The organism is Zobellia laminariae, from assembly GCF_030553095.1.
Classification (GTDB): domain Bacteria; phylum Bacteroidota; class Bacteroidia; order Flavobacteriales; family Flavobacteriaceae; genus Zobellia; species Zobellia laminariae.
The window spans coordinates 3227998-3243668 of the sequence record NZ_CP130738.1; the positions used below are offsets into that span (position 1 = coordinate 3227998).

Annotated in this window: 15 protein-coding genes, 1 other RNA gene and 1 pseudogene; 7 read left to right on the top strand and 10 right to left on the bottom strand. The window is 37.4% G+C overall.

Translation table 11 applies throughout. The features are described from left to right. Positions 1–12 precede the first annotated feature (12 nt). Positions 13–1188 (bottom strand): mechanosensitive ion channel, encoded by a 1176-nt coding sequence (locus Q5W13_RS15470; protein WP_304443611.1) that lies wholly within the window; start codon positions 1186–1188, stop codon positions 13–15. A 235-nt stretch (positions 1189–1423) separates the two neighbouring features. Between Q5W13_RS15470 and rocD the strand changes: the two are divergent. Further along, positions 1424–2703 (top strand): annotated as a pseudogene (gene rocD, locus Q5W13_RS15475) (ornithine--oxo-acid transaminase). 56 nt (positions 2704–2759) lie between these two features. Here the strand turns inward: rocD and Q5W13_RS15480 are convergent. Genes Q5W13_RS15480 through Q5W13_RS15490 form a run of 3 tightly spaced genes read right to left on the bottom strand, consistent with a single transcriptional unit; the run spans position 2760 to position 3669 of the window. Further along, the gene (locus Q5W13_RS15480; RefSeq protein ID WP_155595601.1) at positions 2760–3068 is read right to left on the bottom strand and encodes a CCC motif membrane protein; all 309 of its coding nucleotides are present in this window, start codon (positions 3066–3068) and stop codon (positions 2760–2762) included. 4 nt (positions 3069–3072) lie between these two features. Then, on the bottom strand, positions 3073–3402 hold the full coding sequence (locus tag Q5W13_RS15485; RefSeq protein ID WP_155595602.1) for a CCC motif membrane protein: 330 nt from the start codon (positions 3400–3402) through the stop codon (positions 3073–3075). Between the two features lie 3 nt (positions 3403–3405). Continuing rightward, positions 3406–3669 (bottom strand): DUF2752 domain-containing protein, encoded by a 264-nt coding sequence (locus Q5W13_RS15490; RefSeq protein WP_304443612.1) that lies wholly within the window; start codon positions 3667–3669, stop codon positions 3406–3408. A 109-nt stretch (positions 3670–3778) separates the two neighbouring features. Here Q5W13_RS15490 and Q5W13_RS15495 point away from each other — a divergent pair, with 109 nt between their 5' ends. Continuing rightward, positions 3779–4324, top strand: coding sequence for a DUF8465 domain-containing protein (locus tag Q5W13_RS15495; RefSeq protein ID WP_304446522.1), 546 nt, complete (start codon positions 3779–3781; stop codon positions 4322–4324). On the opposite strand, the gene Q5W13_RS15500 is transcribed toward Q5W13_RS15495, so the two are convergent. Beyond that, the gene (locus Q5W13_RS15500; RefSeq protein WP_304443613.1) at positions 4321–5334 is read right to left on the bottom strand and encodes a hypothetical protein; all 1014 of its coding nucleotides are present in this window, start codon (positions 5332–5334) and stop codon (positions 4321–4323) included. The genes Q5W13_RS15495 and Q5W13_RS15500 overlap by 4 nt on opposite strands. A gap of 102 nt (positions 5335–5436) precedes the next feature. On the opposite strand from Q5W13_RS15500, the gene Q5W13_RS15505 reads away from it, so the two are divergent. After that, entirely contained in the window at positions 5437–6585 is a 1149-nt protein-coding gene (locus Q5W13_RS15505) for a cysteine desulfurase family protein (protein WP_304443614.1), read from the top strand. A 30-nt stretch (positions 6586–6615) separates the two neighbouring features. Here Q5W13_RS15505 and Q5W13_RS15510 read toward each other — a convergent pair whose 3' ends face one another. From Q5W13_RS15510 to Q5W13_RS25165, 4 genes are read right to left on the bottom strand one after another with little or no spacing between them, the layout of a single operon-like run. Continuing rightward, entirely contained in the window at positions 6616–7269 is a 654-nt protein-coding gene (locus Q5W13_RS15510) for a hypothetical protein (protein WP_155595606.1), read from the bottom strand. 11 nt (positions 7270–7280) lie between these two features. Then, entirely contained in the window at positions 7281–9752 is a 2472-nt protein-coding gene (locus Q5W13_RS15515; RefSeq protein WP_304443615.1) for a TonB-dependent receptor, read from the bottom strand. Positions 9753–9759: 7 nt separating this feature from the next. Beyond that, a complete protein-coding gene (locus tag Q5W13_RS25160) occupies positions 9760–10656 on the bottom strand; it encodes a hypothetical protein (RefSeq protein WP_368662270.1) in 897 nt (298 codons plus the stop codon). Continuing rightward, positions 10653–11453, bottom strand: coding sequence for a M23 family metallopeptidase (locus Q5W13_RS25165; RefSeq protein WP_368662271.1), 801 nt, complete (start codon positions 11451–11453; stop codon positions 10653–10655). The genes Q5W13_RS25160 and Q5W13_RS25165 overlap by 4 nt, the downstream gene beginning before the upstream one ends. Positions 11454–11646: 193 nt before the next feature. On the opposite strand from Q5W13_RS25165, the gene Q5W13_RS15525 reads away from it, so the two are divergent. The 4 genes from Q5W13_RS15525 (at position 11647) to rny (ending at position 14106) form a co-directional block, all read left to right on the top strand. After that, positions 11647–11937 carry a coiled-coil domain-containing protein gene (locus tag Q5W13_RS15525; protein WP_304443616.1) on the top strand — a complete coding sequence of 97 codons (291 nt, stop codon included), beginning with the start codon at positions 11647–11649 and terminating at the stop codon, positions 11935–11937. A 15-nt stretch (positions 11938–11952) separates the two neighbouring features. Continuing rightward, on the top strand, positions 11953–12249 hold the full coding sequence (locus Q5W13_RS15530; protein WP_155595610.1) for a cell division protein ZapA: 297 nt from the start codon (positions 11953–11955) through the stop codon (positions 12247–12249). A gap of 55 nt (positions 12250–12304) precedes the next feature. After that, a non-coding RNA gene (ssrS, locus tag Q5W13_RS15535) (6S RNA) lies at positions 12305–12415 on the top strand. Positions 12416–12537: 122 nt separating this feature from the next. Continuing rightward, positions 12538–14106 carry a ribonuclease Y gene (rny, locus tag Q5W13_RS15540; RefSeq protein WP_155595611.1) on the top strand — a complete coding sequence of 523 codons (1569 nt, stop codon included), beginning with the start codon at positions 12538–12540 and terminating at the stop codon, positions 14104–14106. Between the two features lie 70 nt (positions 14107–14176). Here the strand turns inward: rny and Q5W13_RS15545 are convergent, their stop codons facing one another. Beyond that, positions 14177–15658 (bottom strand): sulfatase-like hydrolase/transferase, encoded by a 1482-nt coding sequence (locus Q5W13_RS15545; protein ID WP_304443617.1) that lies wholly within the window; start codon positions 15656–15658, stop codon positions 14177–14179. Positions 15659–15671: the final 13 nt, after the last annotated feature.

Genomic DNA, 15671 nt, shown 5'->3' on the forward strand with positions numbered 1-15671 from the left:
CAATCGAGGGAACTACTGTTTGTTATTGTTGAATTTGTTTAAAATACGTTCCATTTGTTTACCGGCAGCTTCTCTACCTCCAAGTCCAAAAGAAAGAGCAATAGTAACAGCTATGGTACCTAAAGTTATACCAAAGGCCATGTTGATAATATCATCGCCAATACCCATTGTTTTAAGACCCATTGCTAAGAAGATGGCCAAAATACACATCCTTACAATTGAAGCTACAAATAGATTGTTTTCATCTTTAGCCATAGCCTTATGAGCAATTGAGGCAATCCAGTTTCCAATAATCAAAATAATTAAACCGAATAGAATGTTTCCAGATACACCCACTAAGGTGTCTAATACTTCAGTAAGTTTTGCAAATTCTAATTTTTCTAAAGCCGTTGTAATACCGAAAAGAACAATAAAGAAAAAGGCAATATTACCAATCAATTTTGGAAGGTTGGTATTAGAAGAAACTCCTCCTAAGTTCATTTTCTTTACGATGCCATCTAATTTTAGACTTTCCAATAAGTCTGTAAGTAGACCCGCAACGAATTTACCTCCTACAACAAAAATTATAAGTATAATAACTGCTACTAGAATTTTTGGAATAGCGTTAAAGAACTGCTCTAGCATATGGGTGGCCGGTACAGAAATGGCATCCATGTTCAAAATATTCAGAGCCGTAATCAATAGAGGAATGAAAATAAATATGAAAACAATCTTTTTAAGAATGTTTACCAAATCAATATTTTCTGGTAGCTTAAGTTTTGGTACCAAGCTTTGAATGGTGTCTCCAGACAGGCCTACTAGCTCAGAAACAATAGTTGCAAGCATATACCCTATATAGCCTACTAAACCAGCGCCCACTATATTAGGAATGTAATTTGTGAAACCGTTAAGCAAGTTTTTAACAGGATCTAAAACACTTGTCATGCCTAACTTTTCTAAGGCTAGCATGAAAACAAAAATCATAATAAAAAAGTAAATAAGCTTTCCGATAAGGGAGGAAATCACAACTTTACCTGTGCCCATTTTATCGTCTATTTTGGTGCGCTTTATCAGTTTGGTAATTAACCTTTTGATAAAACCAGCTACAAACCATCCTATTATAAGGATAAGGATTGCACCAATTGTGCTTGGTAAAAAATCGCCAACCGAGTTGGAAAGGCTGTTCATAATGTTTTCTAAATAGTTCATATAGATGTTTTTAAAAAAGTTTGGTGCTATAATTTAAGACACCACCTTTTATAGGAAGTCACTTTTAACTTGTTAAATAGGTTCATGAAAGAGTTTATATATGCGAAGCGAAAAATATTTATTAAGTTTGCAATTCTACAAGGATGATTTCTCTCCCACGCTGAATTTTCGAATCTTCGAAAGGAAAAAGGTATAGAAGGAATTACTGAAGTTTTATTTTAAAGTAATTTTTATTATGTCAGTTTTAGAAAAAATCACTTCTAAAGATGCTATTGCATTGGAGGATAAACACGGAGCACACAACTATCACCCATTACCTGTGGTATTGACCAAAGGAGAAGGCGTGTATGTTTGGGATGTTGAAGGAAAAAAGTATTATGATTTTCTTTCGGCTTATTCTGCTGTAAATCAAGGTCATTGCCACCCCAAAATTGTTGGCGCCATGACGGAACAAGCTCAGAGGTTAACGCTTACATCTAGAGCTTTTTACAATGATATGCTCGGGAAGTATGAAAAGTATGCTACCGAAACATTTAAATTCGACAAGCTTTTACCTATGAATACAGGTGCAGAAGCTGTTGAAACTGCATTGAAATTATGTAGAAAATGGGCGTATGAGAAAAAAGGATTAGCAGAAAACGAAGCACAGATTGTTGTTTGTGAGAATAATTTTCACGGACGAACAACTACTATTATTTCATTTTCTAACGACCCAGTCGCCCGCAAGAATTTTGGTCCTTACACGGCAGGTTTTCTTAAAATTGAATATGATAATTTAGACGCGCTAAAAGAAGTGTTAGAAAACAATCCAAACGTTGCAGGGTTCTTGGTAGAGCCTATTCAAGGTGAAGCTGGAGTATATGTTCCTTCTGAGGGATATTTAGCTGGAGCAAAAGCACTTTGTGAGAAACATGGGGTTTTGTTCATTGCAGATGAAGTTCAAACCGGTATTGCAAGAACAGGGAGGCTTTTGGCAACCTGTGGTAACTGCTCTTGTGAGGATAAACATTGTAGTGGAGAGCCAGAAATTAAACCAGATATTTTAATTCTAGGTAAGGCTTTATCAGGAGGTGCGTATCCTGTATCGGCTGTTTTGGCTAATAATGATATTATGGGTGTTATAAAACCATAAATCATGGTAGTACTTTTGGAGGTAACCCTATAGCTGCTGCCGTTGGTATTGCTGCTTTAGATGTTGTTAAAGAAGAAGAACTAGCCCAGAACGCATATGATTTAGGAGAATTATTTAGAGCAGAACTTAGTAAATTTATAGAAGGTTCTAATATTGTAAACGGAGTTAGGGGTAAAGGTTTATTGAACGCTATCCTAATTAATGATACGGAAGAAAGTTCAACTGCTTGGGATATTTGTATGGCGCTAAAAGAAAACGGACTTTTGGCAAAACCAACCCACGGAAATATTATTCGCTTTGCACCTCCTTTGGTCATGAATAAAGAACAACTGCTAGATTGTGTAAAAATTATCACAACAACTTTAAAACAGTTTGAGAAATAAAAAAGAAAAGCCTGAAACTTAGTTTCAGGCTTTTTTTATACAATTCTATCTTCTATCTAAAAATCGCCATTAGAAATTGCCGTTGCGAAAATTGCCGCTATAACGCCAAAGTAGAGAATAGCTAATAGTAAATAAACGCCTGCTATGGCTAGGCCTACATAAGAAAGTGTCTTACCCGTCTTTACATTTTCAATACCCGTATATTCGCCATTGCTTTGGTCATAGGTTTGTTGCGCTGTTTTGGCATTAGACAGACCAATGAAGCTAAAAATAGCACCAAAAGGGCCACAGCAAAGCAGGGTTAAAACTATAGAAAGAATTCCAAAAGTTAGAGCGTTACTTGATCCTGGTAGAGGTTGTTGCATAGTTTTATCCTAATAATTCTTCCATTTTTTCACGCATCAATTCTTCGTTTTGAATATTTTCGAATCCAAAGAAAGAAATTGCACCAATAGTCATTATCAAGTAAATTACACTTAATACAATACCAATTATAGCAAGGATTTTACCTGTTTTTACATTTCCGTAATCAGTATAGTTTTCTGGATTTTCTAGGTATATAGCTGTTGCTTTGTTGGCTAAAACTAAGGCAACAATACCAAATATAAGGCCAAGGATACCATAACAACAGCAAGTAACTATTGAGAGAATACCAAATACTAGAATTAGGGTGGAGTTAGGGAGTTTGTGTTCTTCCATTTTTTAGTGGGTTAGGTGAGTCATTTTTAAAATATAGTTAACTAATATAATAGCACCGCTCGTTATACCAAGGGTTACTTTTATATACGTATCAAAACGAAATCGGGTAAATTGACTTGCAATAGAGAATAATACAAGCGGAATAAGAGTGAAAATTGCAGGGTACATATCAAAGGCAGCACCAAAGTCTCCCTTTAAAAAAAGAACAATAGAACGTTGAAGACCACAGCCAGGGCAGTCAATACCAAAGAGCTTTTTTTCAAGCACGGGAGCATGTAATCTTCAATAACCAATAGAAAGGTGGCTAACTGCATTTTTACGGTTTAGCAATTCTATCACGGAAATTACCATTATTTTTGTGGATACAAAACAAATTATGGCCGTTTTTCAAATAGGGGACAAGGTGGAGACTTTAGATGACGTCATCTCTGGTAAGGTAATTAAGGTTTCCGGAGATACGGTTACCATGGAAACCACCGATGGGTTTTCGCTCAATTTTGAGTCTAATGAACTAGTTAGAATAGATACTGGAGATATTAAGGTAAGTAACTACGAAATAAGCCAGATAAAGGCAGAAAAGGAACTTCCAAAGAAAAGGAGAACTCAGGCAATGAAACCTAAGGAGCGCAATGCTCCCAAAATGGAAGTGGATTTGCATATACACCAATTGACTAAAACTAGTAAGGGCATGAGTAATCATGAGATGCTGAACCTTCAGTTAGATACCGCAAGGCGTCAATTGGATTTTGCTATGAGAAAGCGCATCCAAAAAGTAGTTTTTATTCATGGGGTAGGAGAAGGTATACTCAAAGAAGAGCTCTACTATCTTTTTAGACGCTATGAAAATGTAAAATATTATGATGCCGATTACCAAAAATATGGTCTTGGAGCAACAGAAGTATATATTTACCAGAATGCTTAATTACCCACTGTAGTATAAGTACCAATAATAAAGCTTTCTATTGCAGTAAGAGTTACATCGGTATCATCTTCATTCTGCGCTTTAAGAACAAGTATGGTGTTATCAAGTGAAATGGTGTGAGCATAGGTAATTGCTCCTGTAGCATCAGGCTCGCTAGCTTCAGTAACTACATTTATAGTTCCACCTGAGGATACAAAATTATAACTTATAATTTCTTCTGAAAGGGCTGCTGTGGTACATATCATATCATCCGTTACAACTGCATCCAATATGGTATAATTAAACTCTCCGTTTTCTAAAGTTGATGTTCTAGGTTCGTCTACTACGGTAGCTTCGTTTACAAAGACTGATAACGGGACATCTAAAGAGATGTACTCATCATTTATTTTTTTGTAGAATCTTAAGCTACCGGCAATAATTTCGCTATCACATTCAGAAAGAGAGGTAATAGCACCATAATTAGAAAATGGTACCTCAAGGTTTTGACTAGTTGGTGTTGATGTTTTAAAAGTTCCATAAGTAAAAGAAGAGGTATCTGTAATACTCTCGTTTTGCTCATTGGTTAGTACCAAGCCGGTAATTAATATCGTATGAGAATAGGTTTTTACATCTTTAGATACTGCAGTTACTTTCGTATTTATAGCAATATCTCCTGCGGCAGCAGTAGATTCGCTAAGAACTGTTGGTTCTGTGGCAGGAATGGTAGAACAAAAATAATCTGAAGAAACATCATGGGAAAAGAAACGATAGATTAAATCAGAAGAGCCTCCTAAAGAACTCGTTAAAGCTCCCTCTGTTGAGGTTTGGTTAAATAACAACCCACTTTCTAATTCCAATAAATACGCATCGTCATCATCCGTTTTAAAGAAAAAGGTAGTATCCAGAGGGTCTTCCTCATCGCCACAAGACTCAAGAGCGATTAATTCAAAATCTACATTTTCAATTTGTAGGTCGCCATCATCACAGGCAGATAAAAGGATCAGGATACCTAAAAGTAGCGTTTTCTTCATGTGTCAAATTTAAAGGAAATAAAGGAGAAGTTTATTCTGAATTAGGGAGAAATTAACTTTAATTCCGCTAATTTTGGCAGCTCTTAATTGAATTTTTTGGGAATGGAAAAGGTTTATTTAGATAATGCGGCCACTACACAAGTACGTGAAAATGTGATTGTAAAGATGCAAGACGCATTAGCCAATTTTTATGGCAACCCATCATCAACACACAGTTTTGGACGTTCTGCAAAGACTGGTGTAGAAAGTGCTAGAAAAACGATTGCTAAGTACATGAACGCCCATCCGGCAGAAATTATTTTTACTTCTGGTGGTACTGAGGCAGATAATATGATTTTACGTTGCGCTGTGCGCGACCTGAAAGTGGAAACGATTATTACCTCTAGAATTGAACATCATGCCGTTCTTCATACTGTTGAAGATTTAGCCAGTGAAAAAGGCACCAAGGTGTTATATGTTAATTTAGATGAATTTGGTAATCCTGATCTAGAAAACTTGGAAACTTTGTTGCAACAAGACGATTCTAAGAAGTTGGTTAGCTTAATGCATGTAAACAATGAAATTGGTAATAAAATTGATATTGCTAAAGTTTGTGAACTTTGTCATGTAAACGGAGCTCTTTTTCATTCGGATACCGTTCAGTCCATAGGGCATTATTCATGGGATGTAAAAGAAGTGCCTGTAGATTTTCTTACTGCTGCCGCACATAAATTTCACGGTCCTAAGGGAGTAGGTTTTGCTTATATAAAGAAAAACTCAGGTTTAAAGCCTTTCATATCTGGCGGTTCTCAAGAACGTGGTCATCGGGCAGGGACAGAATCGTTCCATAATATCGTGGGATTGGAAATGGCATTTGTAGAAGCATACGATAACCTGGAGGCTGAAACGGCTTATGTTACCGAGCTGAAATCTTATTTTATAGATAGAATTAAGGAAGAGATTCCCGAGGCTAAGTTTAACGGCCATTCGGGAGACTTGGATAAAAGCACGTTTACATTAGTAAATGTTTGTTTACCCATAGATCCTCAAAAAGCACTAATGCTATTGTTTCATTTAGATATGAAAGGTATAGCCTGTTCAAAAGGAAGTGCATGCCAATCAGGAAGCGACTTAGGTTCACATGTGTTAACAGAAATACTATCTGCAGAAGAGCTTAAAAAGCCTTCGGTGCGGTTTTCTTTTTCAAAATACAACACCAAAGAAGAGTTGGATTATACCGTTCAAGCACTTAAGGAGTTTGTAGAAAAATAAAACTCCCTATGTTAAAGGGAGTTTAAATATTTACTTTTCTTTTCTGTCTTTTCGTTTTTCCCTGTCATACGGAAATTTACGAGCCGCTAGTTTCATCATGCGATCAATCAGGTCCGTTGTATTCTTTCCTGATTTTTTGTTGATTTTCTTTTCGTATTTCCAGAGTAGCTTTCCGGTAGTGCCGTCACTAATTTTTACGCCTATGCGTCCGTAATTGGCATCCCCTGAAAAATAATCCATAAAACTAAATTCCGTTGGAATCCCTTTTGAGAGAAGGACGTTCAAATCCATATTTCCACTTATAATTCCGTCTACCCCCAAAATTTCACTGAGTTGCTTAGTGGTGTAAACATCAATATTATTATAATCAATATTGTTTTGAGTTAGAATAGCATTGGTGTTCTTTACATCTTGAAAATCAACAGAGAACTTTTTTTTCTTCTTTCTTTGAGAAAAATAGGTTTCGAGCGCGTTCTGCACCGCGTAACCTTCTTTTTGTTCAAGTGCGTTTAGTTCTTCTTTTGATATTTCATCAGTTAGCTCAAGATTTGCTAAAAAGGGAATAATGGCTAGTAGTTCGTGAGTGTCGCTCAGAGCGTCAAACTTATCGCTTTCGTAAATGTTCTTTTGGGCGTTAGCTAAAACGGTAGTCAATAAGAGTGCAGCAAAAAATATCTTCTTCATTAGTGTGTCTTCTAAAAACGCATGCGCAACCTAATGTTCAACACGCGACTTGTCATGAAATTGGGAACGGCAAATTGTTGCTTACTATCAACATCCCTAACCCATGTATTTGTAATTGAATTTTGATTATTGAACAAATTAAATATTTCAATGCCCGCGCTTAGCTCTTTAAACTTGTGCAACCAATGATTTTTTTGATAGGTTCTGTTTCCGCCCACAAAAATATGGGAAATTCCTAAATCTGCACGCTTATAATCACGTAATCTGTTATTGTAAATGTAAGGATCAGCATAATTTGGCGAACCACCGGGTACACCGGTGTTATAAACCAAGTTTAAGTACATCTTAAAATTTGGGAATTCAGGAATGTAATCTTGGAATAAAATGCCAAATTTCAACCGTTGATCAGAAGGTCTGGCAATATATCCGCGGTTGTTACTATTTTCTTCGGTCTTTAAAAATCCAATACTTACCCAAGATTCGGTTCCGGGAACAAAAGCGCCGTTCAATCGTAAATCCGCTCCATATACATAGGCTTTCGCATTATTGTTGGCCACGTATCGTATGCGTACGTCTTCTAAAGTATAGGTGTTGACGTTATTGAGTTTCTTATAGTAAACTTCACTCATTAGAGTAAAAGGACGTTCCCATAGGTTAAAAGAATACTCATTGCCCAAAACTAGATGAATAGATTCCTGTGCTTTTACATCTGGATTTATAGTGCCGGTTTGATTACGTAACTCACGATAAAAAGGAGGTTGGTGATAAAGACCGCCAGAGAGCCTAAAAAGCATGTCTCTCTCCCAATTTGGTTTTAAGGAAACTTGTCCGCGCGGACTTACTACTGTCTGTGACGAGGTTTTAATATCCTTGCCACTAACGGACCAATGTTGCGCGCGAATTCCAAGGTTGTAGTAAACGTTGTGCGATGCTATATTTAAACGGTTACTAAATTGAATAAATCCGGAAAATCGGTCGGTTTTTACAAAATTTGTTGCATTTACACCGTCATAGGCAACAAGGGGAGACTCAAAAGGCTCTTCGGGTTGATTATTACTGAATTCAGGTAAAGGGGGGCGAACAAAAAAACCGACAGAGTCTATAAATTCTGATTCTCTTAATTGATCACGAATGTCTTCATGGGTGTATTTTAAACCCCATTCCAATACTTTATTTTCTGAGGTGTGATTACCCTTGTGCGATAAATTGAATATCAGTGCATCCAGTTCGTTACGGGCTCGGTTAAATTGTGTGCCGATTCCACGTAAGTTGGTTGCACTACCAAAAGAATCGCTAGATAAATCACTATCAACACTGCCCAAAGCATACTGTGCAATAACATCTGAGTATTCTTCTTCTGTAGTGTGGTAAAGTGAAGCTATAAGCTTTAAAGTTGTATTATCGTTTAAAAAGTAGTTGCCTTTTAAGGCTCCAAGAACTGTATTGTATCTGTTGTTTTCTTCACCTTGATAAAAGACTACAAGAGATTTTGGCTCTGAAATGGTTCCGAAATTCGTTTCTCTTTTTAGAGGTTCGTTTTGATAATCGTTGATAGAAATGTTACCTAAAAAATCAAGATGGAATTTATTCGAAAATCTATAGGTCGTAAAAGTTTGGGCATCTGCAAAAGTAGGGTTAAAGTTGGTATTGGTTTGTTGGCTGTTAACGAGCAAGCCATTATTTCTGTAGCGCACTCCACTTATAGTACTTAATTTTTTGTTTTTAGAAACCGTTTCCACGGTTGCACTTGCTCCCAAAAAGCTAAGGTCTATTTGTACTCCGGTTTCCGAAGGTTTTTTATAGGTGATATCTAATACGGAAGAAAGTTTGTCTCCATATTTGGCTTGAAACCCTCCCGAAGAAAACCTAACATTTTGAACCATGTCACTATTTACAAAACTCATTCCTTCTTGTTGGGCAGAACGAACTAGAAAAGGACGATAAACTTCAATTTCGTTAACATACACCAGGTTTTCATCATAATTGCCACCTCTTACACTGTATTGGGTACTTAACTCATTACTTGAAGAAACATAAGGTAATAGCTTTATAATATTTTCAACACCTGCATTTGCACTCAATGGAATATTACGTACTATTTCTGGACTCACAGTGATAATTCCTGAAACGGTTTTTTTGCCTGTGGGTGTAATGGTTACTCCAGCAATTTGTATGGTATCTGTACTTAGAACCGGATTGAATTCAAAAACTTCGTTGGTATTGAGAATTAGATTTTCTAGCACCACATTCTTATGACCTAAATGAGAAAATGTTACGGTTATGGCTTCGTCTGCAGTTACTTGTAGTGAGTAAAATCCGTTTTCGTCAGAAAAAGTGCCAATTGACCCAATTGCAATATTTACCTCTTGCAAAGGTTCATTTTCGTTGTTCAGAACAATGCCGGTTAGGGTAGCGGTCTGCGCACTTATGTGAAGTGTAAAACCGAATAGTACAAAAAGCAGAATAAGTCTAGTGCACTTCAAAGAGGTGTCATTTTCTGTAAAAAGTACTGGTCATAGTGTTTGTGTTACCAACATTGTCGGTTACTGTAACCTCAAGTTTGCATTCTTTTTTATCAAGAATAACATCGTCAAAATTATAGGTAAGTGTGTTGGTCTTTGGCTCATACTCCATAAGAATCCATTCCCCGTTTATAGTCGCAGAATAGGTGTCTATACCGCTAAGGTCATCGGTAATACGTACGCTGAGGTAATGATAATTATTTAACCACTGTTTTTCTTTGAAATTTTTAGTTTGAATTTTTGGGGCGATTGTGTCTTTTGCTAGAGTATAGGTCCCCAAATTTCTGGTTCTAGTGGTAAACGTTGTACCGCGCTTATAAGTAGAGGCGTGCGATGGGCGTAATCTACTGTTAAGTCTTGCAATGAACATTTGTTTTTTCTCTGCTTCGGTATATTTTGATACATCAAAAGTAATAGTGAAATTCCGGTGAGCCGCCACACGGGAATTGTGTATCCTAACGGTATCGTCATCTTTCTTTAGATCGATATAAAAATCATCATAAAAAGTATTTGAAGGAAAATATACTTTTGCAGCACCTAAATCGTAATTGTTCGGTTTTTTGGCAATGACATAGTTTTCCGTCTTTTTTTCGTTCTTTTCAACTTTTACAGGTTCTTTTTTGCCCTCCACAGGTATGATGGCTTTTGTTAGATTACCCGCATAATCTTTTATCAATAATTCTACTTTATAGCTCAATCCTTCACGAACCACTATTTTACCGTCATTTTCAAGTTTGTTATAGATACTTAATCTATTTCCGGGAGCTTTATAAAGCAATTGAATTCGCTGGCGGTATTTGCCATAGTAGTAGTAATCTATTAAAGTGTTGATATACCTTGGTTTCACCAAAAGAGAAGGACTCATAGGTCATAATCAGTATAAACTTTTCCATTCACCAATTGCTGTACGGAGTATAAACCGTTATGGTTGGCGGCAAGATCTTGACGATCATAACCAATAAAACCAAGTCCTATAGTTCCGGTAGCATAAACAGGGTCCGCTAAAAAAGTTCCGTCTTTTTGTCTGGTAAAATTAATTGCGGTAGTATTTTTATTCTGATTGATTTGCGCATCATCAGATAATGGAAAACCGTATATTTTCTGTAATGTGGGGTTTGTAGCATCTCTAACATCAAAACCATAGAGTAGAGGGTTTGTAGGTTTTTCTGAGATACTGCTTCTAATTTCAAAATGAAGGTGCGGTCCGGAAGATCCTCCAGTGTTTCCGCCGTAGGCGATAATTTCTCCTTTTTCGACTTTTATTTCGGCATATTCAGGAAAATCTTCAACCTCGTACAATTTTTTCTTGTACTGTAACTTCTTTACAAATTCTTGAATTTTAGGAGCAAATTTCTGAAGATGCCCGTAAACAGAGGTGTAGCCATTTGGGTGTGCAATGTATAGTACTTTTCCGTAGCCCCAATGAGAAACTTTAACACGGGTAACACTACCGTCTGCAATGGCGTAGATAGGCAGTCCTTCACGTTGCTCGGTTTTAATATCAATACCAGAATGAAAATGGTTTGAACGCAGTTCGCCAAATGTACCCGCAAGAACTAAGGGAATGTCTACCGGAGATCTAAACGCATCTTGCGGATATTTCTCTTGGGAGGTACCAATAGCGGTTATGAATAATAAAAGGGCTACAAAAAGTTTTCTCATAATTTTTTGGACAGTGATACGAAATTAGCCAAACCGTTTGAATTCTTGAAAATATCTAGCACGAAAAATGACACATCTTCTTTAACCAACGTTATTTAAGGCCTTAAAGTATTACTTGAAGAATAATTCAAAAAAGTATTGCTAAGTAAGGGCAGGTATGTTAACTTTGTGTAAAATGCATTGCGTTTGATTTATGAGTGAATTAGTCAAAGTTGTCGACTCTTTAGAGAATAAAATAAGCAAGCTTTTGCACAAGTTGGAGGTGCTTCACCAATCCAACACTAGATTGCAAGAGGAGCTTAATGAAATTAAAGAGGACAAGGACAAAGTGTTGGATTCCGTTTCTATGTGGGAAGAGAAATACAACTCGTTGAAGCTCGCAAACTCAATGCTTGGCAGTAATACAAATAAAACCGAAGCTAAGCTTAAAATAAATACATTGATCAGAGAGTTGGACTATTGCATAGCACAACTTTCGGAATAATGTTCAAAAGATAAAATGTCAGAAAAGCTAAAAATTAAGCTTTCCATAGCAGATAGGGTGTACCCTTTGACTATCGATCCAAGCCAAGAAGAAGGCTTGCGAAAGGCAGCGAAGAACATTGAGCAATTGGCAAAAAAGTTTGAACAGAGTTACGCAGTGCGAGATAAACAAGATGTTTTGGCCATGTGTGCCTTACAATTTGCATCTAAAATAGAGCAACGCGGTATTGATCAGTCCGAAGGAACCCTAAACGCAACTGAACGCCTTAAAGCGTTAGATGATTTGGTTAGCTCAAAGCTTGGTGTAAAATAAATACGTTCTTTAAAATACATAAGTTACTGCCCACATTGGTATTACCTTTTGACAAACTCAACATTAATTTTGTTTAAAAAGGGTGAGTTTAGATTGTAAAAGCAGGCCCTACTCGTATAGGGATTCTTGATCAGTCTTGTAGCCCTAAACCTGTTTATTGGAGTTTGTACAAAACTTCTCTGATGTGGGCTTTTTTTATGGATTTGTTTGAGCAACTGTGGTCGGTACAATATTCTTCATGTACAGCTCTAAGTACTCAAGCGCGTTCAAACCTAAATTGTTAGATATATGGATAGTGCAACACTTATAATAGCCGGCATCGTCGGCCTTGCGATTGGATTTGCCATCGCAAAATTCATGGAAAAGGGAAAAGCCTCAAAAACTCTTTCCAACGCTAAAAGCGAGGCAAATACGATAATCAGTGCCGCGAAGACTGAAGGCGAAAACATTAAGAAAGACAAAATTTTTCAAGCTAAAGAGAAGTTTTTAGAGTTAAAGGCGGAACATGAAAAAGTAATTATTAGCAAGGACAAAAAAATTGGCGAGGCAGAAAAACGCACTCGTGATAAAGAGTCTCAGGTTAGTAACGAATTGGCAAAAAGCAAAAAACTTAACATCCAACTTGATGGTAAGTTAAAAGAAGTTACCCACAAAGAAGAGTTTCTTGAAAAGAAGCAAAGCGAATTAGAAAAGCTTCACAAAAACCAAGTACAACAACTAGAAGTTATTTCTGGTCTTTCAGCAGATGATGCCAAAGGGCAATTGATGCAGTCGTTGAAGGAAACGGCCAAGACAGATGCTATGGCCTATATACAAACTACTGTAGAGGAGGCTAAATTAACTGCGCAACAAGAGGCCAAGAAAATCATTATAAATACAATTCAACGTATAGGAACGGAAGAAGCGGTAGAAAACTGTGTATCTGTTTTTAACTTGGAATCTGATGATGTTAAGGGTAGAATTATTGGTAGAGAGGGAAGAAACATCCGGGCTTTAGAAGCAGCTACAGGTGTTGAAATTATCGTAGATGATACGCCAGAGGCTATTATTCTTTCTTGTTTTGATTCTGTCCGTCGTGAAGTTGCAAGGCTTTCTTTACACAAGCTAGTAACGGACGGTAGAATACACCCGGCACGTATAGAGGAAATAGTTAAAAAGACAGAGAATCAAATAGAACAAGAAATCGTAGAGGTAGGTAAACGTACCGTTATTGATTTGGGTGTTCATGGTTTGCATCCTGAGTTAGTTCGTGCAGTAGGCCGAATGAAATACCGTTCTTCTTACGGACAAAACTTATTACAACACTCTAGAGAAGTTGCTAAGTTATGTGGTGTAATGGCAGCAGAACTTGGATTAAACCCAAAATTGGCCAAACGTGCAGGACTTTTACATGATATAGGTAAAGTTCCTAATACCGAAGCTGAGGTAGAAACGCCACATGCTATTTTAGGTATGCAGTGGGCGGAGAAATATGGTGAAAAACCAGATGTGTGTAATGCTATTGGTGCTCACCATGATGAAATAGAAATGAAGACGCTTATTGCGCCTATCGTTCAGGTTTGTGATGCTATTAGCGGCGCAAGACCAGGAGCACGTAGACAAGTATTGGATTCATACATTCAACGTTTAAAAGACCTTGAAGAGGTTGCTTTCAGTTTTGGTGGGGTTCAAAAGGCCTACGCTATTCAAGCAGGACGTGAGCTAAGGGTAATCGTTGAAAGTGAAAAAGTGAATGACGAGAAAGCGGCTCAGTTGTCTTTTGAGATTTCACAGAAGATACAGACAGATATGACCTATCCTGGACAAGTAAAGGTTACTGTAATAAGGGAAACCCGTTCAGTAAACGTAGCAAAATAGAATACAATATTCTTTATAATACAAAAGAGCCCCGTACATACGGGGCTCTTTTATTTAGTAGTTGTAGCTATTATTTGTGATAAGGACTATCAACCAGTTTATCTACTTCAAAAGTAGCTTCATAATTCGGCATTTGACCACTCTCCCATAGTTCTTTATCCTTTACGGAATAGTACCATAAAGGCTTTACAAAGCTCTTTGTCCATTCTTCGGTTCTGGCTACCATTTCTTTTAAACGTTCTGGGTAACGGCCTGCTAGGTTTTTCTTTTCGCCAATATCTTTCGTTATGTTATGAAGACTCCATGGCTCATTGCCCATTCTTGTAATTTTCCAATCGCCCAATCGTGCGCCCACATCATTGTAGCCTTCACGGTATCGCAAAGAATAAATCAAATCGTCTTTGTAGGGTTCTGTATTTTGTAATACATCGTCCATGATATTTTTACCATCCAATTTTTTGCCTTCAGGAAGTTTCGCTTTAGCGAGATTAGTAAAAGTAGGGTAGAAGTCTAGAGAAGAAACAGGAAAATCAAAACGCTGTTCTTTCTTAATTTTCTTGGGCCAATGAAAGAACATTGGTACGCGGTAACCACCTTCCCAAGTATCGCCTTTAGTTCCTTTTAATGGGTAGTTACTTGCGCCGTGATCAAAGTTGCCTCCATTGTCGCTTAAGAACACAATCAAGGTATTGTCCAGCTGGTTCGTTTCCTTTAAAGTCTCTACAATTTTTCCAACACCACGGTCTACGGCATAAACCATGGCAGCGTAGGTTCTTCGGTCTTTATCTTCTATATTGGCAAACTTGGCCATATCTTCATTCTTAGCTTGAAGCGGAACGTGTGGTGCATTGTAGCCTAGGTAAATAAAGAAAGGTTGTTTCTTTTTAGCGGCTATTCTAATATCGTTACACGCCTCGCGAGAAAAGCCATCGGTTATATATTCTGTTTCGTTGGCAGGCTTCCCGTTATGCTCCATCGGAAATACATAATCCCTAATATTCTTATTGCCAGATTGCATTTGTGCATCATAGGTCTTGTTATATTCATGTGGGAAGTAGTCGTGACCTCCACCTAAAAAGCCATAGAAATTATCGAACCCTCTTTTGTTAGGGTGAAATTTTGGAGCTGAACCTAGGTGCCACTTTCCTATAGCGCTGGTGTAATATCCTGCTTTTTGCAAGACTTTGGCCATATAAGTCTCCTCTACTGGAATGCCCATATTGTCATTGTCATTCTCACTACTGTTGTGGAACAAGTTGTATGCTGTGCCGGTTAGGTGAGGGTATCTACCGGTCATTATTGCAGATCGGCTTGGGCCACAGAAAGGATGGGCAACATAGGCTGAAGTGAAAATAGAGCCGTTCTTAGCTAACTTGTCCAGTTCGGGTGTTATGATATCCGTAGAGCCGTTAAAGCCAATATCGGCATAACCGAGGTCGTCACATAGAACAACAAGGATATTAGGACGCGTTTCTTGCGCTAATCCGATAGTTGTTACAGACAGGACCGCCGCGAATAGAAACAGTTTGAAATTATTAAAGTAAGTTATCATAGCTAGAAATTTA